This window comes from Streptomyces sp. NPDC046308 (assembly GCF_055588065.1).
In genome coordinates this window covers 394435-414153 of record NZ_JBVJFB010000005.1, presented here as the reverse complement: position 1 = coordinate 414153, position 19719 = coordinate 394435, and the positions used below count along the sequence as shown (strand labels likewise).

Below are 19719 nucleotides of genomic sequence, written 5' to 3'. Positions count from 1 at the left end.
ATACGACGCACGAACGATGCGGGGAGCCTGTCACCCGCCGATGGTCGCCGCCCGCACGCACAGCACGTCCGGCAGGTGCTCGGCCAGCAGCTGCCAGCTGTCGCCGTCGTCGTGGCTGGCGTACAGCTCGCCGTTGCGGTTGCCGAAGTAGATGCCCGCGGGGTCCGCGTCGTCCGTGCACAGGGCGTCCCGCAGGACCGTGCCGTAGTGGTCCCCGGAGGGCAGCCCCTTCGAGAGCGGCTCCCAGCTCTCGCCCGCGTCCCGGGTGCGGAAGACCCGGCACCGGTGCTCGGCCGGGACCCGGTCGGAGTCGGCGTTGAGCGGGAAGACGTAGGCGGTGTCCGGCCGGTGCGGATGGGCGGCCACCGCGAAGCCGAAGTCGGAGGGGAGCCCGCCGCCGATGTCGGTCCACCGGGCCCCGGCGTCGTCGCTGCGGTAGACGCCCCAGTGGTTCTGCAGGTAGAGCCGGTCCGTGTCCCCGGCGTCCCGGGCAATCTTGTGCACGCACTGGCCGTACTCGGGGTGCGGATCCGGCAGGAACACCGCGGAGACCCCGTCGTTGGAGGGGGTCCAGCTGGCCCCGCCGTCCTTCGTCCGGAACACGCCGGCGGTGGAGACGGCCACCGTCACCGCGTCCGGGTCGCGGGGATGGGTGATCACCGTGTGCAGGCCCTCGCCGCCGCCGCCGGGGACCCAGTCGCCACGGCTCGGGTGCTCCCACAGCGGGCGGACGAGCTCGAAGGACTCGCCCCGGTCCGTCGAGCGGAACAGCGCGGCCGGCTCCGTCCCCGCGTACACCACGTCCGGTGCCTCGGGCCCCGCCGGCTGGAGCTGCCAGACCCGCTCCAGCGAGGCGCCCGTGTCCTTGGGGAACTTCACGGCGGCCGTGGCGGGTTCGCGCCAGGTGGCCCCGAGGTCGTCGGAGCTGAAGACGGACGGCCCCCAGTGCGTGCTGTCCCCGGCGACCAGCAGCCGGGGCGCCGGCCCCCGCCGGTCGACGGCGACCGCGTAGACGGCCTGGGCGTTGAAGTGCGGCCCGCCGAACTCCCACGGCCCCTCCCCTCGCCGGCGACCGATGAAGAGTCCCTTCCGGGTTCCCACGAGCAGCAGCACATCGGGCATGGCCGGTACCTCCGGACCTCGTCGTCCTTGCGGGGCGTTTCCTCATGAAGCGTCTTTCCGGCCAGTCTGCACCCACCCTCTGACAGCGGCCCGGCAGACGACACTGACCCCCTCCATAACTGATTGATACCGATCATTTACTCTCCGGAAATCGTTGCTACTTGAACGTCGGCGTTTGGAATGGGTTGACTTCAGGTCACTGCACTGCTGCTGTCGCCGCACGCGAGAGGACCCACGTGGCCACCGAGCACCTGTCACCGCTCGACCTCGCCTTCTGGCGGATCGAATCCGCCGCCCACCCCATGCACCTCGGCGCCCTCGCCGTCTTCTCGGCCGCAGGGCCCGGCGGCGGCGAAGACGGCGGCCCCGGAGCCGCCGAGCGTGCCGCCGTACTGCTCGCCGCCCGCTGCGCCACCGTGCCGGGCCTGCGCCGCCGGATCCGCGACGTGCTGCTGCCGGTCGGCGCGGCCGCCTGGTCGCCGGACCCCGGCTTCGACCCGGCGCGGCACGTCTTCCTCGTCCGCACCGACGAGGCGGACCCGCACGCCGCCGCCGGCCCGCTGATGGCCCGGCCGCTGGACCGGGAGTTGCCGCCCTGGGAGGCCCACGTGCTGTCGGGACCGGACCCGGCCTCCTTCGCGGTGCTCTTCAAGTTCCACCACGCCCTCGCCGACGGCCTGGGCGCGCTGGCCCTGGCGGCCGCGCTCTTCGACGAGGGCCCGGCCCCGGCCCCGGCCCCGCGGCCCCCCGCGCGCCCGGTCCCCGAGCAGCGGGCCGGCTCGGCCCTGCGCCGGCTCCCCGGGACCCTGGCCGCCCGGGTCCAGGACGTCGGTCAGGCCCTGGAGATCGGGGCCGCCGTGGCCCGCGCCGGGCTGCCGCTCGGCGTCCCCGCCGCCCTCACCGCGGACCCGGCCGGTCCGGGGAACCGGGCCGTCGCGGGCCTCGCCCTCGACCTGGACGAGGTCAACCTGGTCCGCAAGGCCGCCGGCGGCACCGTCAACGACGTGCTGATCTCCGTGGTCGCCGGGGCGCTGCGGCGCTGGCTGGAGGAGCGGGGCGATCCCGCGCCGACCGGGCCCGGCCCGCGCGCGCTGATTCCCGTGTCCCGCCGGGGCCGGCCCGGTGCCGGCGGCGGGAACCGGCTCTCCGGCTACCTGCTGCGGCTACCGCTGGCCGAGCGCGACCCGCTGCTGCGCCTGGACCGGGTGCGTGCGGCGATGGACCGCAACAAGGACGCCGGGCCCGCGCGCGGCGCCGGGGCCGTCGCCCTGCTCGCCGACCACGTCCACCCGCTGGGCCACCGGCTCGGCGGCCCGCTGGTGGCGCAGGCCGCCCGGCTGCTCTTCGACATCCTGGTCACCAGCGTCCCGCTGCCCGGATTCACCTTCAGCCTCGGCGGCAGCCGGGTCCGCGAGGTCTACCCGCTCGCCCCGCTGGCCTGCGGCCAGTCGCTGGCCGTCGCGGTGTCGACGTACAAGGGGACCGTCCACTACGGCCTGGTCGCCGACGCGGCGGCCGTCCCGGACCTGGGCGCCCTGGCGGGGGCCCTGCGCGCGGAGCTCGACGCGCTTGTACGAGAGGTCTCGTAGTACGAGATATTTCGTAGTACGGTGAGTCTCGAACTCAGCCGCCGATCCCCGGCGCGCCCGGTGACCTCTGGAGCCCTGATGAGTGCTGCCCCCGCCGCCCCTGCCGCTTTCACCGCCCTGTTCACCCCGTACGACCTTCGCTCGGTCACCGTCCCGAACCGCGTGTGGATGGCGGCGATGTGCCAGTACAGCGCCGAGGTGTCCGGCCCGAACGCGGGCGTGGCGAACGACTGGCACTTCGCGCACTACGCCGCCCGCGCCGTCGGCGGCACCGGCCTGATCATCCAGGAGGCCACCGCAGTCTCCCCGGAAGGCCGGATCACCCCCTACGACCTCGGCATCTGGAACGACACCCAGGTCGAGGCGCTGCGCCGGATCACCTCCTTCCTCAAGGCCCAGGGCGCCGTCCCCGGCATCCAGATCGCTCATGCTGGCCGCAAGGCCTCCACCGACCGCACCTGGAAGGGCGGCGGCGCGGTCGGGCCCGAGGCGCACGGCTGGCAGCCCGTCGCCCCGAGCGCCGTCCCCTTCGGCGAGGGCAGCCCCGTGCCGCACGAGCTGACGGTCGACGAGATCGCCGGGATCACCGCCCAGTTCGCGGCCGCCACCGAGCGCGCGCTCGCGGCGGGCTACGAGGTCGTCGAGATCCACGGCGCCCACGGCTACCTCATCGGGGAGTTCCTCTCCCCGCACAGCAACAAGCGCACCGACGCCTACGGCGGCTCCTTCGAGAACCGGACCCGCTTCGCCCTCGAAGTCGTGGACGCCGTACGGGCCGTGTGGCCCGAGGAGCTCCCGCTGCTCTTCCGGATCTCCGCCACCGACTGGCTGGAGGAGGACGGCTGGACCGCCGACGAGACGGTAAGGCTGGCCCGGCTGCTCCAGGAGCACGGCGTGGACCTCCTCGACGTCTCCACCGGCGGCCTCGCCCCCGGCGTGTCGATCCCGGTCGGCCCGGGCTACCAGGTGCCCTTCGCCGCCCGGGTCAAGGAGGAGACGACCCTCCCCGTCGCCGCCGTCGGCCTGATCACCGAACCGGAGCAGGCCGAGAAGATCCTGGCCAACGGCGAGGCCGACGCGGTCCTGCTGGCCCGGGAGCTGCTGCGCGACCCGTACTGGGCCCGCCGCGCGGCCGCCGAGCTCGGCGCGGAGATCCGTACGCCCGAGCCGTACCACCGCTCCTGGTGACGGCGGTGCGGCTCCGGCGCCCGGCCACGGCGGAGCCGCACCCCCGTACCCGCCGATTTCCGCGAGTGCCCCGACTCCTTCGACGACTCTCGTACGATGGGGGCCCGCAGCAAGCCGAGTGAGTGGAGCAGGGACATGACGGAACGGGACGCCGGCCGCATCCTCGCCCACCCCGAAACGGCCGAGATCCGGCTGGAGGGCGTGCTGCACGCGCTCTCCGACCCCGTGCGGCTCTCCATCGTCCTGGACCTGGCCGCCTCGGCTGCGGACCTGGCCTGCTCGTACTTCGACCTGCCGGTCACCAAGTCCACGACCACCCACCACTTCCGCGTCCTGCGGGAGAGCGGCGTTGTGCGCCAGACCTACCGCGGCACCACCAAGCTCAACGCCCTGCGCCGCGACGACCTGGAGGCCCTCTTCCCCGGCCTCCTGGACAGCGTCCTCACGGCGGCCGAGGCCGAGTCGGCACGGCTCACCGGCTAGGTGGTGTTCTCGGCGGTCGTCGTCCGGACCACATACCTAGACCGAGGCGTCCCAGCGGTGGAGCAGCGCGCCGTCCGGGCCGAAGACGTCCATGCGGTAGCCGTGCGGCAGCGTGACGCCCTCGCTGAGCGTCAGGTACGCGGTGATGGACGCCGCCTGCCGCTTGAACCGGGCCTCGTCCGTGTCCGGGCTGTGGGTGTGGACGACGAGCAGGGGCGATGACCCGTCCGGCCCGGGCACCCGCTCGATGCCGTACACGTCGGCGTCGCCGCCCGCCCGCCGGTAGCGCTCGGCGAGGGCCGCGGCGTCCGGGGGAGCGGCCGTACTCGTCACGGTGGGGCCCGGTGCGGGTGCGCCCACCGGGTCGGCGCCCTCGTCCGAACACCCCGACAGGACGGCGCAGGCCGCCAAGGTCACCGCAACCACGAGTCTTCTTCCGCGCATCACCGCAGCACTCTAGTGCGCGCCGCCCCTACACCGACCCCGCGGCGCCCAACAGTCCCGCCCAGTCGGGGATCTTGACGGAGCGCCTGCCCAGGGAACGGCCCAGATCGGACTCGGCCGTCTCGATGGCCTGCCAGCCCGGCCACTCCACCGGGTGCAGACCCGCCACCCGCAGGGCGTCCAGCGGGTCCCCGGGCAGCTCCCGCCGGGCCAGCACCGCCGCGTCCTGGAGCAGCGAGGACACGGTCTCCTTCGCGCACGGCCGGTTCGTGCCGATCACCCCGGTCGGGCCGCGTTTGATCCAGCCCGCCACGTACTCGCCGACCGAGGCCCGGCCCCCGCGGAGCACCCGGCCCGCCGCGTGCGGGACCGTCCCCTTGGCGGGGTCGAACGGCAACCCGGCCAGCGGGACGCCCTTGTACCCCACCGAACGCAGCACCAACTGCGCCTCGATGTCCTCGTGGACGCCCGTCCCGGTCACCCCGCCGAGCCCGTCGGGGGCGGTCCGCTCGAAGCGCATGCCGGTGACCCGCCCGTCGGGCCCGCCGAGGATCGCCACCGGACGCAGGTAGAACCGCAGCGCGATGCGGCGCGGTTCCCCGCCCGGATCCGCCTGCGCCCAGCCGCGCAGCACCTCCAGGTTCCGCCGCGCCACCGCCGGCAGCGCCGCGGCCGCGGCCGGATCGGTGTACACGGGGTCGAGCGCCAGCTCGGCGGGGTCCGCCCGGGCGTCCACCCCCGGCAGGGTGCCCAGCTCGCGCAGCTCCTTGGTGGTGAACTTGCCCTGCGAGGGCCCGCGCCGGGCCACCATCGACACCCTGCGCACCCCGCTGTCCGCGAGCGCGCCGAGCGCCGGCTGCGGCATGTCCGTCGGCGCCAGTTCCGCCGTGCCGCGGGCCAGGATCCGGGTCACGTCCACCGCGACGTTGCCCGCCCCGACCACCACCGCCGAATCCACGCCGGGCAGGTCGAAGACCTCGTCGACGGCGTCGGGGTGGCCGCTGTACCAGGCCACGAAGGCGGTCGCGGAGTGCACCCCCGCCAGCTCCTCGCCGGGGATCCCCAGCAGCCGGTCCCGCGCCGCGCCCACGCAGTACACCACCGCGTGGTACAGCTCCAGAAGCCGCTCCGTGGACAGCTCCGCCCCGCCGACCTCGACGTTCCCGAGGAAGCGGATCCGCTCGTCCTCGAGCACGGTGCGCAGGCTGCCCTGCAGCGACTTGATCTTCTCGTGGTCCGGGGCGACCCCGTACCGTACGAGCCCGTACGGGGCGGGCAGCCGGTCCAGTACGTCGACCCGCACCCCGGGCACCTCGCGCTGCTGGACCAGCGTCTGGGCCGCGTAGACCCCGCTGGGGCCCGATCCGACGACGGCGACACGAAGCACGGCGGAGCTCCTCCCGCAGGTGGTCCCAGCATGACACCGGCCTCCTGCGCCGTCAGCCCATCGCGCGCATCCGGTGGATCTCGGCGCTCTGCGTGGCCACCACCTCGGTGGCCATCTCCTCGACCGCCACGTTGTTGCCGGCGGTCAGCACCTCGCCGGCCATCTTCAGGGCGCCCTCGTGGTGGGCGGTCATCAGCGTCAGGAAGAGCCGGTCGAAAGCGGCGCCCCGCGCCCCGGTCAGCTCCTTCAGCTGTTGCTCCGTCGCCATGCCCGGCATGGCGGCGTGGTCGTGGTCGTGGCCGCCGGAGCCCCCGGGCGGGGCCGGATGGACGGTCAGCCACTTCTCCATCGCCCCGATTTCGGGCCCCTGGGCGGCCGAGATCCGTTCCGCCAGCCGTCTGACCCCGTCCGCCGCGGCCCGCTCCGGGGCGAGTGCGCTCATCGTCAGCGCCTGCCGGTGGTGTTCGATCATCCGCTGCACGTAGGCGCGGTCGGCGGCGTTGGGGCTGTCGTCGGGCTTCGCCTTCGCGGCCTGCTCGGGGGTGAGCGTGCGCGCCTTCTCGCCGGGCCGGCCCGGGGCGACGACCACGGCTCCCGCGTCCGCGGCCCGGTCCGCTCTCTCGTCCTCGCTCTGGCAGCCGGTGAGCGTCAGCAAGAGGCCGGCGGTCGCCACCGCCGCGGTGGAGCGGCGGATCAGCGTGGTCAGCGCCTCGCGGCCCCGGGGGGCTTTTGCCATGTCCATGAAGGGAAGATACTGCCGGGGTCCTGGTTCCGTTCCCCCGTGGGCGGGACCGATCGGACTCCCATGGGAGGGCACAGTGACCTCACTGCACACCAGGAGCGTGCGAAACAGGAGGGTGGGGGTGGCCGCCGCGGCGGCCGGGCTCCTCACCACGCTCCTGGCGGCCGGACCGGCGTCGGCCACCCCGGACCCGGGCGACCTGACCCCCGGCAGCGGCAGCCGGCAGAGCGCGAACTCCGTCGAAGGCAGGGAACCGGCTCCGGGCGACATCCCCGGCCAGGACGAGATCGTGCACAGCCGCAACGTCAAGCACCTGGCCAACATCCCCAGCACCGACCCCGCGAACATCAACTCCGACCTGGCCTTCCAGGGCAGGTACGCCTACGCGGGCAGCTACAGCGGCTTCACCATCTACGACATAGCCGATCCGAAGGCACCGAAGACCGTCACCCAGGTGCTCTGCCCGGGTGGCCAGAACGACGTCTCCGTCCTCGGGGACCTGCTCTTCCTCTCCACCGACTCCTCGCGCAGCGACGACTCCTGCAACAGCGTCTCGCAGCCCGCGACGGAGAAGTCCTCGTGGGAGGGCATCAAGATCTTCGACATCAAGGACAAGAAGAACCCCAAGTACATCAAGTCCGTCGAGACCGCCTGCGGTTCCCACACCCACACCCTGGTGCCGGGTGACAAGGACATCTACCTCTACGTCGCCTCCTACTCCCCGAACGACGCCTTCCCCGACTGCCGGCCGCCGCACGACGGCATCTCCGTGGTGAAGGTCCCGAAGAAGGCGCCGACGGAGGCCGCGGTCGTCGCCTTCCCGATCCTCTTCCCCGACGGCGGCAACCCGGGCGGCCCCACCAACCCGGGCGTCTCCAAGACCACCGGCTGCCACGACATCACCGTCCTGCCCTCGAAGAAGCTCGCCGCCGGTGCCTGCATGGGCGACGGCATCCTCTTCGACATCAGCAGGCCCGAGCAGCCGAAGGTCATCGACCGGGTGCAGGACAACGTGAACTTCGCGTTCTGGCACTCGGCGACCTTCAACGAGAGGGCCGACAAGGTGGTGTTCACCGACGAGCTGGGCGGAGGTGGCGGGGCCACCTGCAACGAGGCCACCGGACCGAACCGCGGGGCCGACGGCATCTACGACATCACCGGCCGCGGCGACCAGCGCAAGCTCGTCTTCCGCGGCTACTTCAAGATCCCGCGCCACCAGGCCGACACCGAGAACTGCGTGGCGCACAACGGCTCGCTGGTCCCGGTCGGCGGCGGCCGCGACATCATGGTGCAGGCCTGGTACCAGGGCGGCGTGTCCGTATGGGAGTTCACCGACTCCGCCCGGCCCAGGGAGATCGCCTACTTCGAACGCGGACCGCTGACGACGGACCGGCTCGGAGTGGGCGGGTCCTGGTCGGCGTACTACTACAACGGGCACATCTACTCGAACGACATCGCCAAGGGCCTCGACGTGCTGCGGCTCGACGACTGGCGCACCGACAGCGCCAAGTGGGTCCGGATGGACCGGCTCAACGTGCAGAGCCAGCCCGAATACCACTGACGCACCACCGACGCCCAGATCGTCAGGGGTGTGAGGGAGACGTTCCGCCGGGCGGCCCGCCGTCCGGCGGAACGCCGAGCTCCCAGTCCAGCCCGTAGCGCTGGAACAGCTCGGCCCGCAGCCGGGCCTGCGGCATCGGCGCGCCCGGCAGCAGGATCGCCACGACCGCCCCCATCAGCAGGGCCCGCAGCAGCGGGTAGTCCGTGTCCACGTCCGTCGAGCCGTAACGGGCGACGGTGTCCCGCAGCAGCTCCGCCAGCCGCTGCTGCTCCGGACACTGCACGAAGCCCTCGGCGGCGAGGATCCCCGCCATGTGGGTCCGCATCAGCAGCGGCTCGTCGCGGGCCAGCCCGAGGATCGCGTCGATGGCGCGCGCGAGCCGCTCCCGCCCGTCGTCGCTCCGGGGCTCCCGCTCCAGCGCCGCGTGCAGGGTGCGGTGCATCAGCCGGTGCACCGCGGACTGGAGCAACTGCCGTTTGCCGGGGAAGTAGTACGAGACCAGGCCACGGGCGGCGCCCGCCCGGTCGGCGATGGCGCCGAGGGTCGTCGCCTCGTAGCCGCGCTCGGCGACGAGCTCGACCGTGGACTGGAGCAGCCGCTCCCGGGAACGTCTGCGCAATTCTTCATTGACCGATGCGCTGCGCGGGACCATGCTTACTCCTGCGTTGACTGGCTCAGAGCCAATATACTCAGCGCACGGGGTCGCCTGCTCTGGGTGAAACGGGGGATCGCCCAGGGCAGGTACCCCGCACCCGTCACCGGTCCACCGCGCCGTACCCGCGCCGGCGGCCGGACCCGGTCGTGGCGAGGGCCACCACGACCACGCCGAGCAGCCACCCCGCCAGCACGTCGGACGGCCAGTGCACCCCGAGATGGACGCGGGTGAAGCCGACCCCGAGCACCGAGACCGCGGCCACCGCCCAGGCGGCGGCCGGCGCCCACACCGGGATCGGACGGGCGAGAGGCGGGCGCGGCGGGCGGGAGCCCGGCCGGGGGAGCAGCCACAGGAGCATCCCGCACACCACCGTCGCCGTCATGGCGTGCCCGGACGGGTAGGCGGAGTAGTGCGCCGAGTCCACCGGATCAGGCCACACCGGGCGCTCCCGGCCCACCAGCGCCTTCAGCCCCTGCTGCATCGCCGCGGCCACCACGACGGCCAGCGCCACCCGAAGGGCCCGTTCCCGGTCGCCGCGCCACCACAGCAGGGCACAGGCGACGGCGGCGAGTGCCCGCATGGTCCAGGGGTCCCACACCCAGTCGGAGAGCACCCGCATGACGTGCGTGACCCCGGGGTGGGCGACGGCGTGGGCGTGCAGGTCCCCGGAGACCCGGCCGTCGAAGGAGCACAGCGGCCGCCACCGCGCCACCACCAGCACCGTCAGGACCGACGCGAGCAGCGCGGCGACGACGCCCGCCCACCGTAGGGGGTTGTTCCGCATGAGGGGATCCTCGCACCGGCGCACGGACCGACGGGCCGCGGCACGGGCGCACCACGCGGCCACACCGAGCAGCCGCACCACACGGGCGCGCTACGCCAGCGCGCTCAGCCCCGGCACGAAGGCCACCAGCAGGGGGATCGCCGGGACCAGCGTGGCCAGCGCCGTCAGGCGCAGCCGGCGGCCCGCCGACAGCCGGGGCGTGGCCGCGAGCAACCGCCGCACCCGCTGCGGGACGTGCGCCTCCTGGGTGGCGGCCCCGAACACCCCCCGGTCCTCGTTGAGTCCGACCAGCGCCAGCGCGATCGTCAGCCGGCCGAACCGCCGCGAGGCCACGTCGTCGGCGGCCATCTCCACCAGCCGGTGCATCTCCGCCTCGAACGCCGCGAAGACCGGCACCTGCGGGAAGCCCCGGGCCAGCGCCCGCGAACAGTGCAGCAGCCAGTCGTGCCGGGCCGCCGCGTGCCCCTGCTCGTGCGCCATGACGGCGTCCAGCTGGCTGCCCTTCAGCCGGCCCAGCGCCGCCGTGGTCACCACCAGCTGCGGGGCCGCTCCCGGCAGCCACCAGGCGTCCGGCCGCGAGCCCTCCAGGACGACGAGCCGCGCACCCGAGGGGTCCTCCCCGGGCAGCAGCGGAGCCCGCACGAGCAGTTCGCTGCCCTGCGCGCGCCGCCGGGCCCGCGCCCGCAGCACCTCACCGGTCAGCATCGCCCCGGTCCACAGCGCACCGCCCGCCAGCGCGAGCGCGGTGACCGCGGCCCAGGGCCCGCCGGACGCGCCCAGGGCGTACGCGTCGACCACCCCGTGCGGGGCGGCGGCGAACAGCCGGCCCCGGACCGCCTGCCAGGCGGCCGCCGCGCTCAGCAGCATCGACAGTCCGAAGCACAGCAGCACCGCACCGACCACGCACTGCCATGCCCACAGCGCCACGACGGGTTCTCGCTCGGGCCAGCGGGCCCGGGCCAGCAGACGGGGGGCGAGCACCGCGGTCAGGGCGCCGAGCACCAGGAGAACGGCGGGGACCATCATGTCCGCCAGCCTATGAGCGCGGGAGTACCCGCGGGTACGGCCGCGGGGGATTGGTGACGCAGGACACGTCCGCGAACCCCGTCACATCGTCAGCAGCATCGCCAACATGCCGATGCCCATGGCCAGTCGGCAGGCGCGGATCAGCTCGCCCGGTCCGGCCCGGCCCACGGCGACCTGCTGCCCGGCCGGTGCGCCCGCGGTGAGCAGCCGGGCGCCGCCGAGCACCACGTACCCGCAGTAGTAGAGGAGGAGCGCCCCGGTCAGCAGTGGCAGCCCGGCCCCCTGCCCGTGCCCGTGGCCGCCCCCGGAGCCCGCCGTCAGGGTCATGTAGACCATCGTCAGGGAGCCCACCAGGTGGTGCGTGTGGTGCGCCCCGCCCCGCAGCAGCCACAGGGCGTGCAGGGCCGCGCCGCAGAACACCACCGCCAGGAGGGGAGCCCGCCACCCGTCGCCGTGCGCGAGGGGCACCGCCATCAGCGCCATGCCGAACCCCATCACCGCCTCAGCGGCGGCCGCGCCGCCCGAAGCGCGCACCCGCCCGAGGCAGTACGCACCGCTCACCGCGCACAACAGGACGAGCAGCCAGGCGGAGACGGACACGGACACGGAAACCGACACGGAGTCGGAAACGGAGGTGGCGGAACCGTGCACGGCGGAACCTCCCGGTTCGTCGGCGTCACGGGGAGAGATGCCCCTCTCACACGGCGCTCACGCGGACCCGGGTTACGCTCTCCCTGCCGCACCAGGCATGTCATATGCCACCGCATCGAACGGAGCGCCCGATGTCGACCGCCCAGTCCGCCGCCCTCAGCTTCCGAAGCGCCGTGGAGGCGGACATCCCGGAACTGGTGGTGCTCGTCGAGTCCGCGTACCGCGGAGACGCCAGCAGGGCCGGCTGGACCACCGAGGCCGACTACCTCGACGGCCAGCGCACCGACCCCGACGGGGTCCGCGCGGTCATCGAAAGCCCCGACAGCGTCCTGCTCGTCGTCGAGCGCACGGGCGAGCTCGTCGCCTGCTGCCAGCTCGAACACCGCGGCGACCACGCCTACTTCGGCATGTTCGCCGTCCGCCCCGGGCTCCAGGGCGCCGGCCTCGGCAAGGAGATCCTGGCCGAGGCCGAGCGCCGCGCCCGCGAGACGTGGGGGGCGAAGGAGATGCGGATGACGGTGGTGAACGTACGGGAGGAGCTCATCGCCTACTACGTGCGCCGCGGCTACCTGCGCACCGGCGAGCTGAGCCCCTTCCCCTACGGTGACGAGCGCTTCGGCGTCCCGCGCCGGGACGACCTCGCCTTCGAGCTGCTGGTCAAGGCGCTCTGACGCCTCCTCGGGGAGGCCGGACGTCAGGCGGTGAACCGGCCCGTGCTGCGGATCTCCGGGAGGTCCGTGGCCGCGCCGTTCAGCCCGAGCGCCCGCGCCAGCCGCAGCTGATCCAGGGTGTTGACCGCCCGGGCGGTCACCCGCAGCCCGGCCGCGTGCGCCGACTCCACCGTCTCCAGGGACAGCACGTGGATGTCCGCGGCGATCGCCGTGGCTCCCGCGGCCAGCGCCCGGTCCACGATCCCCCCGGTGCCGCCGCCGGCGGCCGCGTACAGCGTGGCCCGTACGCCGGGCACGAGCCGGGTCACCTCGGCGAGCACCGCCTCGTCTGCCGAGGCCACCTCCACCCGGCCGGTCAGGTCGCGGCGCAGGATCAGCTCCGCCAGCACGCCGGCCGTGGCCCGGTCCCGTACGGACACCTGCAGCGGCACCCGGACCGCGTCCAGGACCTCCTCCAGGACCGGCACGCGCTCGCCCTGACCGGCGTCCAGTTCGCGCAGCTCGGCCAGGGTCAGATCGGCGACGGCCCCGGAGCCGTCGGTGGTCCGGTCCACGTCGGGGTCGTGCACGGCGACGAGGGCGCCGTCCTTGCTCAGCCGGAGGTCCAGGGCGATGACGTCCATGCCGGAACGTTCCGCTCGAACGAACGACCGCAAGGTGTTCTCCGGTTCGACACCCATGACCCCGCGGTGACCGATGGTGAGGAAAGTCAAGGTTCTCTCGCTTCCGTCGACGGCGGCTCCCCGCGCGGTCGCGGTGTCCGTACCGGCCGCGCGCGATGAGGTCGCATGCTAGTGCGCCGAGGGTGCGAAGGGACCGTGCGTGCACGGCTCCGAAAGGGCGTTCAGGCCGCTTCCCGCCAGGGTTGTGCGCCCCCCCGGCGGCCGGTTCCGGGCCCACCGCGTCACCCGGGCGTGGGCGCGTCCCCGTCACCTTGACGACCTGCGGCATCGGCCTCCGGGACGGGCCCGGGGTCTGACCGTACGCCGCCTGCCGCCCCGGCCTCCGAGAGCCCCGCCAGGTCGCCGAGCAACGCCTCGGCCAGCTCCAGTTCGGCGAGGTGCTGCCGCTCGCTCCAGCGCAGCGCGAGGGCGGGGAAGGCCCACTCCGGTACGCCGCTCGCCTCCTCCATGGCCTCCCGTACGGCGGCCAGCTCCTCCCGGGTGCGCTCCATGTGCTTGCCGACCATCGCGCGCAGTCGCTCCGGTTCGGCCAGGTGGCCGAGCCAGACCCGCAGCAGCAGCCCGTGCTTGAGCACCGGCGGTCCCGCCTCGGCGGTGTCGGCGGCCCAGCCCGCCAGCGCCGCGCGGCCCGCTTCGGTGATGGCGTACCGCCGCTTGGCCCGTGCCTCCTCGGGCCCCGAGCCGGCGGAGGCCGCGTAGCCCAGTTCCTCCAGACGGCGCAGTTCCGCGTAGATCTGGCTGATGGCCGGCGACCAGTAGAAGAAGCGCAGGGAGGAGTCCGCCCACTTCTTCACTTCGTAGCCGGTCCGCTCGCCGGGGAAGGAGAGCAGGCCGAGCACGGCCCACGCGGTCGGCGGAAGCTCCTGCCGCTTGGCTTCCTGCCTATTAGTCATATTCCTCATTGAAGTGAGACCGGGCACGCGACGCAAGCCTGGGGGCACACAGTGAGATTCTCCGTGATCTTCGAAGCGCGGCTTGGCCCTGCGGCAGTGGGGCGAAAAGGGCATTCCGCATGTCCGAGGTGTGTGACGTCGCCCTCCCTGGCGCGCCCCGGCTTCGCCGTCCTCCGATCGGCCGGAGGGTGAAAACAGGCCGGGAGGCCTTGGTGCGACTGGGCGGAGTGGTCGATTCCGTCGCGACGAACGGGAAGACTTCCGGTGAAGGAGGGGGTCTCGCAGGATAATTTCCCGAACCGCCTCTTGAACGGAAGAGCCTCGCACGCATACGCTGCCTTGACGTGAGGTTCTCCTGTGGAGGAAGTGACATGACGGAAACTCTTGTGCCGGGTACCGGCGGCGCCGTGATAACCGCCGAGACGCGGGTGGTCGACCACCCGGCGTGGCCCGAGCTCAAGGCCGCCGTGGAGGAGATCCGCCCGTGGCAGGCCAAGGACGGGTCCATCGACTTCGAGGCCGAGGGCGCCCCCGCCCGGCACACCGCCGAGGCCGCGGTCGGGCGCGTGATCCGCGCCGTCGAGACGCTCTCCCCGCTCCTGCCGCACGCCACCGCGTACCACGAGGCGCTCGTCGCCGACCTGCGCAAGTGGGCCGCCTCCGACTTCCAGGTGCCCGACTTCCTCGACTCGCTGCTGGCCTTCCACCCGGCCGCCGAGCGCGCCGACGGGCTCCAGCACCTCGTCGTCTTCCCGATGTACACGCAGAACGGCAACCCGGACCGCAATCTGGAGGCCGTCGCGCTGAAGATGGTGTGGCCCGAGTGGCTCGCCGAGCTGGAGCGCACCCGGTACGACAACCCGCTCTTCCTCGGCATCACCTTCGAGGACTTCACCGCGGGCTACGACACCCACTCCGCCGTGCTCTTCCCGGAGACCATCGCCGTGCGCGAGGCCCCCGAGCGCTTCACCTGGGGCGGCATCTTCTGTGACCGCGAGGCCGCGCGCTTCCGCAAGGTCACCTCGGCCGCCGTCGACATCCTCGGCGTCGAGCTGCCCGCCGACATCGCCGCCATGGTCACCGACCAGGAGCGCTGCGAGAAGGCCTTCGTCCTGTGGGACATGGTCCACGACCGCACCCACAGCCACGGCGACCTGCCGTTCGACCCCTTCATGATCAAGCAGCGCCAGCCGTTCTGGATGTACGGCCTGGAAGAGCTGCGCTGCGATCTCACCGCCTTCAAGGAGGCCGTGAAGCTGGAGTCCGAGGGCAACGAGCACGGCCGTGACGTGCAGTACGCCGTCCTCTTCGACCGGATGTTCCGCTTCCCGGTCTCCGGCGACCGCAACCGCAACTACGACGGTCTCGGCGGCCAGCTGCTCTTCGCGTACCTCCACAAGCACGACGTCGTGCGCTGGACGGACAACAAGCTGAAGATCGACTGGATGCGTGCCCCGCAGGTCACCAACCAGCTGTGCGCCGAGATCGAGGACCTCTACCGGGCCGGCATCGACCGCCCGAAGCTGGTGCACTGGTTCAAGGCGTACGAGCTGGTCTCCACCTACCTCGCCCCGCACCCGGGCTCCAAGTGGGCCAAGGGCCCCGACGCGCTCGACATGACGCAGCCGCCGCGCAAGCTCGTCGACGACGTGCTTCCGGACGAGTTTCCGCTCAGCATGTTCTTCGAGGCACTTGCCAAGAAGCTCAAGGGCACCATCGCCTCGACCAAGGGCATCACCGCTCTGAACTCAGAGAACGCCGAGCGGGTCAACGCGTGAGCACTCGCCCACAGGAGGCTGCACAGATGAACGGCTCCGGGAACGGCAACGGAAAGCTGAACGGAGCGGTGGTGGCGGTGGCCGGGGCCGGCGGGCCCGCCGGCCGCGCCACCCTGCTCCGCCTCGCCGAGGCGGGTGCCGTGGTCGTCGCGTCCGACGCCGACCCGGCGCGGCTCGCGGAGGCCGTGGACGCGGCACGCTACGCCCACGGCGGTGCCACCATCACCGGTGACACCGTGGACCTGCTCGACCTGGCCGCCACCCGGGCCTGGGCCGAGCAGATCGAGAAGGAGTTCGGCCGGGTCGACGGGCTGGTCCACCTCGTCGGTGGCTGGCGCGGCAGCAAGACCTTCACCGACGTGGACCTCGCGGACTGGGCCTTCCTGGAGAAGCTCCTCATCCGCACCGTCCAGCACACCTCGCTGGCCTTCCACGACGGCCTGCTGCGCAGCGACCGCGGCCGCTACGTCCTGGTCAGCCAGTCCGGCGCGCACAAGCCGGTCGCCAACAACGCCGCGTACAACGCGGGCAAGGCGGCGGCCGAGGCCTGGACCCTGGCCATGGCGGACTCCTTCCGCAAGGTGGGGGGTGACGACGGTCCGGGCGCGGCAGCTGCGATCCTGGTCATCAAGGCACTGGTGCACGACGCGATGCGCGCCGAGCGTCCCAATGCGAAGTTCGCGGGCTTCACCGACGTGAAGGAGCTGGCCGAGGCCATCGCCGGCGTCTGGGAGCGGCCCGCCACCGATGTGAACGGACAGCGTCTGTGGCTCACTCCGCAACCGTGAGAACCGATGCCGGCAAGACCGACGCCCGGCGCCACCACGATCCGGCGGTCCGCGGTTTCGCGAGCGACAACTACGCGGGGGTGCACCCCGAGGTGCTCGCCGCCGTCGCCCTGGCGAACGGCGGCCACCAGGTCTCGTACGGCGAGGACGAGTACACCGAACACCTGCAGAAGATCTTCCGCAGCCACTTCGGTCCGTACGCGGAGGCCTTCCCGGTCTTCAACGGCACGGGGGCCAACGTCGTCGCCCTGCAGGCCATGACGGACCGGTGGGGCGCGGTGATCTGCGCCAAGACCGCCCACATCAACGTGGACGAGGGCGGCGCGCCGGAGCGGATGGCGGGCATCAAGCTGCTCGCCGTCCCTACTCCGGACGGCAAGCTCACCCCCGAGCTGATCGACCAGGAGGCCTGGGGCTTCGAGGACGAGCACCGGGCGATGCCGCAGGTCGTCTCCATCACGCAGAACACCGAGCTCGGCACCGTCTACACGCCGGACGAGATCCGTGCCATCTGCGAGCACGCGCACGGCCTGGGCATGAAGGTGCACCTCGACGGTGCCCGGATAGCCAACGCCGCGGCCTCGCTGGACGTGCCGATGCGCACCTTCACGAACACCGTCGGCGTGGACGTGCTGTCGTACGGCGGCACCAAGAACGGCATGATGTTCGGCGAGGCCGTGGTCGTGCTCAACCCGGACGCGGTCCGGCAGATGAAGCACATCCGCAAGATGTCGATGCAGCTCGCGTCCAAGATGCGGTTCGTGTCGGTCCAGCTGGAGGCGCTGCTCGCCAAGGACCTGTGGCTGCGCAACGCCCGGCACGCCAACGCGATGGCGCAGCGGCTGGCCGCCGGCGTGCGCGAGACGGACGGCGTGGAGATCCTCTACCCCGTGCAGGCGAACGCGGTGTTCGCGCGGCTGCCGCACGAGGTGTCGCGGCGGCTGCAGAAGCGTTACCGCTTCTACTTCTGGGACGAGGCCGCGGGTGACGTCCGCTGGATGTGCGGTTTCGACACCCAGGAAGAGGACGTGGACGGCTTCCTGCAGGCCCTGAAGGAAGAGATGGCGCGCTAGCAGGCGCCGAGCGTGCGCCTGTCGCGAACTGCATAGATATGCCCCCGACCGTAAATCTATTGATCTACGGTCGGGGGTCTGCCTATGCTCCGGGGCATGCGGCTGATCCAGCAGAACCCTGACATTCACGCCTACTTGGCGTCCGACGAAGCAGTCGACCATTGGCACCCCCTCGTGCAGGAGACCGCCGAGGCCCTCTGGTCCGCCACCGGCGACGCATACTCATACGCCAAGGCGGCCTTCGAGTTCGTCCGTGACGAGATCCCCCACTCGGCCGACTCCGGGGACCTGCGGGTGTCCTGGCGCGCCTCCGACGTCCTCGCCACGCGCAACGGCATCTGCTTCGCGAAGTCCCATGCCCTCGCCGCCCTGCTGCGCGCGCAGGGCATCCCGGCGGCCCTCTGCTACCAGCGGTTGACCGAGGACGACGGATCGCACCCGGTCGTCCACGGCCTGGTGGCCGTCCGCCTGCCGGGCGGCACCCGGTGGTCGCGGCTGGACCCGCGCGGCAACAAGCCGGGCGTGGACGCGCGGTTCAGCCTGGAGAGCGAGCGGCTGGCCTTCCCCGTCCGGCCGGAGCTCGGCGAGATCGACTACCCAGGGCTGTACGCCGCCCCGCACCCGGCGGCGCTGGGCGCCCTCCAGGGGTCCGCCGACCGGCCGGAGTTGTGGACGGCTCTTTGACGGGCGGTCAACAGGAAACGCGGTACGGCGACGGCCTCCGCGACCCGGCCGGGGTCCCGGAGGCCGTCGCCGTACGGGGAGTGCGCCCGGGGGTCAGCCCGCTTCGCGGACCTGGGCCGGGGTCGGGGCGGTGCCGCCCAGGTGGGCCGGCAGCCACCAGGAGTCCTCGGGGCCGCTGGGCTTGGCCGGGTAGGCGCGCTGGGCGGCGTCCAGCAGCTCCTGGACGCGCTCGCGCAGCCGACGCGTGATGGCGCCGGCGTACTGGTCGGCGGGGGCCTCCATCGGCTCGCCCACGCGCATCGTCACCGGGATGTGGCTGCGCTTGAGGTTCTTCGGGCGGCCCTTGGTCCACAGCCGCTGGGTGCCCCAGAGCGCCACCGGGATCAGCGGGACCCCGGCCTCCTGCGCCATCCGCGCCGCGCCCGACTTGAAGCTCTTGAGCGTGAACGACTGGGAGATCGTGGCCTCCGGGAAGACCCCGATGATCTCGCCGGACCGCAGCGAGTCAAGGGCGTGTTCGTAGGCGGTCTCACCCTGCTTGCGGTCGACGGGGATGTGCTTCATCGCGCGCATCAGCGGGCCGGACACCTTGTGCCGGAACACCGACTCCTTCGCCATGAAGCGCACCAGGCGCTTCTGCGGCCGCGCCGTCAGGCCGGCGAAGATGAAGTCGAGGTATCCGATGTGGTTCGACACCAGGACCGCGCCGCCCTCGCGGGGGATGTTCTCGGTGCCCTTCATGTCGATCCGGATGTCGAGGGCACGGAAGAGTCCGTGCGCGGCGCCGATCACGGGAGGGTAGACGAGCTCAGCCATGGTGGGGGGAGACCCCGCTTTCTGCCTGGGGAGGTGCTCCCGGCCGGAAGTTACGGAAGCGTAGGTACGCGACCATGGGATCGTGCCCCATACGAGGGCTGCTGGCCAGCCCAGAGGCCCGTGCCCGGGGAGATTCTCATCACGCCGGGAATTCCGTACGTCTCCGGGATGCTCCGATCCACGTACGAGCGTACGAGCATTGTGTACGCGGACGAAGACGGCGACGGGAGCGCGGGTGCTCGGGCGGGAAGACGGACCGGACCTCGGACCGGGCGGTGCGCGGGTCCGGCTGGGGGCCGCGGAGCTGGGCGCGGAGCCGGGGGAGCGGGCCAGCCTGGTGCAGTTCTCCAGCGCGTTCTGTCAGCCCTGCCGGGCCACGCGGCGGATCCTCGCCGAGGTCGCGGCGATGGTCGACGGGGTCGCGCACATCGAGATCGACGCCGAGGAGCGGCTGGACCTGGTGCGTGCCCTCGGGATCGAGAAGACCCCGACGGTGCTGGTCCTGGACGCGGCGGGCCGGATCGTCCGGCGGGCGGCCGGGATGCCGCGCAAGGTGGACGTGATCGCGGCGCTGGGGGCCGCCGTATGACGGGCGGTGTGCGGCCCGGCCCGGCGGCCGGACCGGGTGCCGCGGCACCGGGCGCGCCGGTGCGCGCGCCCGCACGCAGCGTGACGCGCCTGACATCTGCCCGATCCCGCTT

21 protein-coding genes are annotated in these 19719 nt (G+C 72.8%); 10 read left to right on the top strand and 11 right to left on the bottom strand.

What is annotated here, in order from left to right:
• Window positions 1-30: 30 nt before the first annotated feature.
• Complete coding sequence (locus tag ACZ6JT_RS22650) at window positions 31-1122, bottom strand: WD40/YVTN/BNR-like repeat-containing protein (protein ID WP_469212273.1); 1092 nt, start codon at window positions 1120-1122, stop codon at window positions 31-33.
• Between the two features lie 236 nt (window positions 1123-1358).
• On the opposite strand from ACZ6JT_RS22650, the gene ACZ6JT_RS22645 reads away from it, so the two are divergent.
• From ACZ6JT_RS22645 to ACZ6JT_RS22635, 3 genes are all read left to right on the top strand, one after another.
• Window positions 1359-2711: a wax ester/triacylglycerol synthase family O-acyltransferase gene (locus tag ACZ6JT_RS22645; RefSeq protein WP_469212271.1), complete on the top strand. Its 1353-nt coding sequence runs from the start codon at window positions 1359-1361 to the stop codon at window positions 2709-2711.
• 78 nt (window positions 2712-2789) lie between these two features.
• Window positions 2790-3899 carry an NADH:flavin oxidoreductase/NADH oxidase gene (locus tag ACZ6JT_RS22640; RefSeq protein WP_469212270.1) on the top strand — a complete coding sequence of 370 codons (1110 nt, stop codon included), beginning with the start codon at window positions 2790-2792 and terminating at the stop codon, window positions 3897-3899.
• 135 nt (window positions 3900-4034) lie between these two features.
• On the top strand, window positions 4035-4382 hold the full coding sequence (locus tag ACZ6JT_RS22635; RefSeq protein ID WP_376616936.1) for an ArsR/SmtB family transcription factor: 348 nt from the start codon (window positions 4035-4037) through the stop codon (window positions 4380-4382).
• Between the two features lie 36 nt (window positions 4383-4418).
• On the opposite strand, the gene ACZ6JT_RS22630 is transcribed toward ACZ6JT_RS22635, so the two are convergent.
• The 3 genes from ACZ6JT_RS22630 to ACZ6JT_RS22620 are packed head-to-tail and all read right to left on the bottom strand — an operon-like array spanning window position 4419 to window position 6955.
• On the bottom strand, window positions 4419-4808 hold the full coding sequence (locus tag ACZ6JT_RS22630) for a hypothetical protein (protein WP_469212269.1): 390 nt from the start codon (window positions 4806-4808) through the stop codon (window positions 4419-4421).
• Window positions 4809-4854: 46 nt separating this feature from the next.
• Window positions 4855-6213 (bottom strand): FAD-dependent oxidoreductase, encoded by a 1359-nt coding sequence (locus tag ACZ6JT_RS22625; protein ID WP_469212267.1) that lies wholly within the window; start codon window positions 6211-6213, stop codon window positions 4855-4857.
• 52 nt (window positions 6214-6265) lie between these two features.
• Window positions 6266-6955, bottom strand: a complete 690-nt coding sequence (locus ACZ6JT_RS22620; protein ID WP_469212266.1) for a DUF305 domain-containing protein — start codon at window positions 6953-6955, stop codon at window positions 6266-6268.
• A 76-nt stretch (window positions 6956-7031) separates the two neighbouring features.
• Between ACZ6JT_RS22620 and ACZ6JT_RS22615 the strand changes: the two genes are divergently transcribed.
• Window positions 7032-8516 carry an LVIVD repeat-containing protein gene (locus ACZ6JT_RS22615; RefSeq protein ID WP_469212265.1) on the top strand — a complete coding sequence of 495 codons (1485 nt, stop codon included), beginning with the start codon at window positions 7032-7034 and terminating at the stop codon, window positions 8514-8516.
• A 22-nt stretch (window positions 8517-8538) separates the two neighbouring features.
• Here ACZ6JT_RS22615 and ACZ6JT_RS22610 read toward each other — a convergent pair whose 3' ends face one another.
• The 4 genes from ACZ6JT_RS22610 to ACZ6JT_RS22595 all read right to left on the bottom strand — a co-directional run bounded on the left by ACZ6JT_RS22610 (window position 8539) and on the right by ACZ6JT_RS22595 (window position 11632).
• Window positions 8539-9168 (bottom strand): TetR/AcrR family transcriptional regulator, encoded by a 630-nt coding sequence (locus ACZ6JT_RS22610; protein WP_469212264.1) that lies wholly within the window; start codon window positions 9166-9168, stop codon window positions 8539-8541.
• A 103-nt stretch (window positions 9169-9271) separates the two neighbouring features.
• Window positions 9272-9955: a phosphatase PAP2 family protein gene (locus ACZ6JT_RS22605; protein ID WP_469212262.1), complete on the bottom strand. Its 684-nt coding sequence runs from the start codon at window positions 9953-9955 to the stop codon at window positions 9272-9274.
• 90 nt (window positions 9956-10045) lie between these two features.
• Window positions 10046-10981, bottom strand: a complete 936-nt coding sequence (locus tag ACZ6JT_RS22600) for a M56 family metallopeptidase (protein WP_469212260.1) — start codon at window positions 10979-10981, stop codon at window positions 10046-10048.
• Between the two features lie 81 nt (window positions 10982-11062).
• Entirely contained in the window at window positions 11063-11632 is a 570-nt protein-coding gene (locus tag ACZ6JT_RS22595; protein WP_469212259.1) for a DUF5134 domain-containing protein, read from the bottom strand.
• 131 nt (window positions 11633-11763) lie between these two features.
• Here ACZ6JT_RS22595 and ACZ6JT_RS22590 point away from each other — a divergent pair, with 131 nt between their 5' ends.
• A complete protein-coding gene (locus ACZ6JT_RS22590) occupies window positions 11764-12303 on the top strand; it encodes a GNAT family N-acetyltransferase (protein ID WP_376616917.1) in 540 nt (179 codons plus the stop codon).
• A gap of 23 nt (window positions 12304-12326) precedes the next feature.
• Here the strand turns inward: ACZ6JT_RS22590 and ACZ6JT_RS22585 are convergent, their stop codons facing one another.
• Window positions 12327-13016, bottom strand: a complete 690-nt coding sequence (locus ACZ6JT_RS22585; RefSeq protein ID WP_469212255.1) for a glycerophosphodiester phosphodiesterase — start codon at window positions 13014-13016, stop codon at window positions 12327-12329.
• A gap of 191 nt (window positions 13017-13207) precedes the next feature.
• Window positions 13208-13879, bottom strand: coding sequence for a PadR family transcriptional regulator (locus ACZ6JT_RS22580; RefSeq protein ID WP_469212254.1), 672 nt, complete (start codon window positions 13877-13879; stop codon window positions 13208-13210).
• 371 nt (window positions 13880-14250) lie between these two features.
• Here ACZ6JT_RS22580 and ACZ6JT_RS22575 point away from each other — a divergent pair, with 371 nt between their 5' ends.
• The 4 genes from ACZ6JT_RS22575 (at window position 14251) to ACZ6JT_RS22560 (ending at window position 18202) form a co-directional block, all read left to right on the top strand.
• Entirely contained in the window at window positions 14251-15657 is a 1407-nt protein-coding gene (locus ACZ6JT_RS22575) for a DUF6421 family protein (protein ID WP_469212253.1), read from the top strand.
• Between the two features lie 26 nt (window positions 15658-15683).
• Entirely contained in the window at window positions 15684-16445 is a 762-nt protein-coding gene (locus tag ACZ6JT_RS22570) for an SDR family NAD(P)-dependent oxidoreductase (protein WP_469212251.1), read from the top strand.
• Window positions 16424-17518: a threonine aldolase family protein gene (locus ACZ6JT_RS22565; RefSeq protein ID WP_376616905.1), complete on the top strand. Its 1095-nt coding sequence runs from the start codon at window positions 16424-16426 to the stop codon at window positions 17516-17518. Before ACZ6JT_RS22570 ends, ACZ6JT_RS22565 begins: the two co-directional genes overlap by 22 nt.
• A gap of 96 nt (window positions 17519-17614) precedes the next feature.
• The gene (locus ACZ6JT_RS22560) at window positions 17615-18202 is read left to right on the top strand and encodes a transglutaminase-like domain-containing protein (protein WP_469212249.1); all 588 of its coding nucleotides are present in this window, start codon (window positions 17615-17617) and stop codon (window positions 18200-18202) included.
• Window positions 18203-18295: 93 nt separating this feature from the next.
• Here ACZ6JT_RS22560 and ACZ6JT_RS22555 read toward each other — a convergent pair whose 3' ends face one another.
• Window positions 18296-19018: a lysophospholipid acyltransferase family protein gene (locus tag ACZ6JT_RS22555; RefSeq protein ID WP_469212247.1), complete on the bottom strand. Its 723-nt coding sequence runs from the start codon at window positions 19016-19018 to the stop codon at window positions 18296-18298.
• A gap of 235 nt (window positions 19019-19253) precedes the next feature.
• Between ACZ6JT_RS22555 and ACZ6JT_RS22550 the strand changes: the two genes are divergently transcribed.
• Window positions 19254-19607, top strand: a complete 354-nt coding sequence (locus ACZ6JT_RS22550; protein WP_469212244.1) for a thioredoxin family protein — start codon at window positions 19254-19256, stop codon at window positions 19605-19607.
• The last annotated feature ends 112 nt before the right edge of the window (window positions 19608-19719 follow it).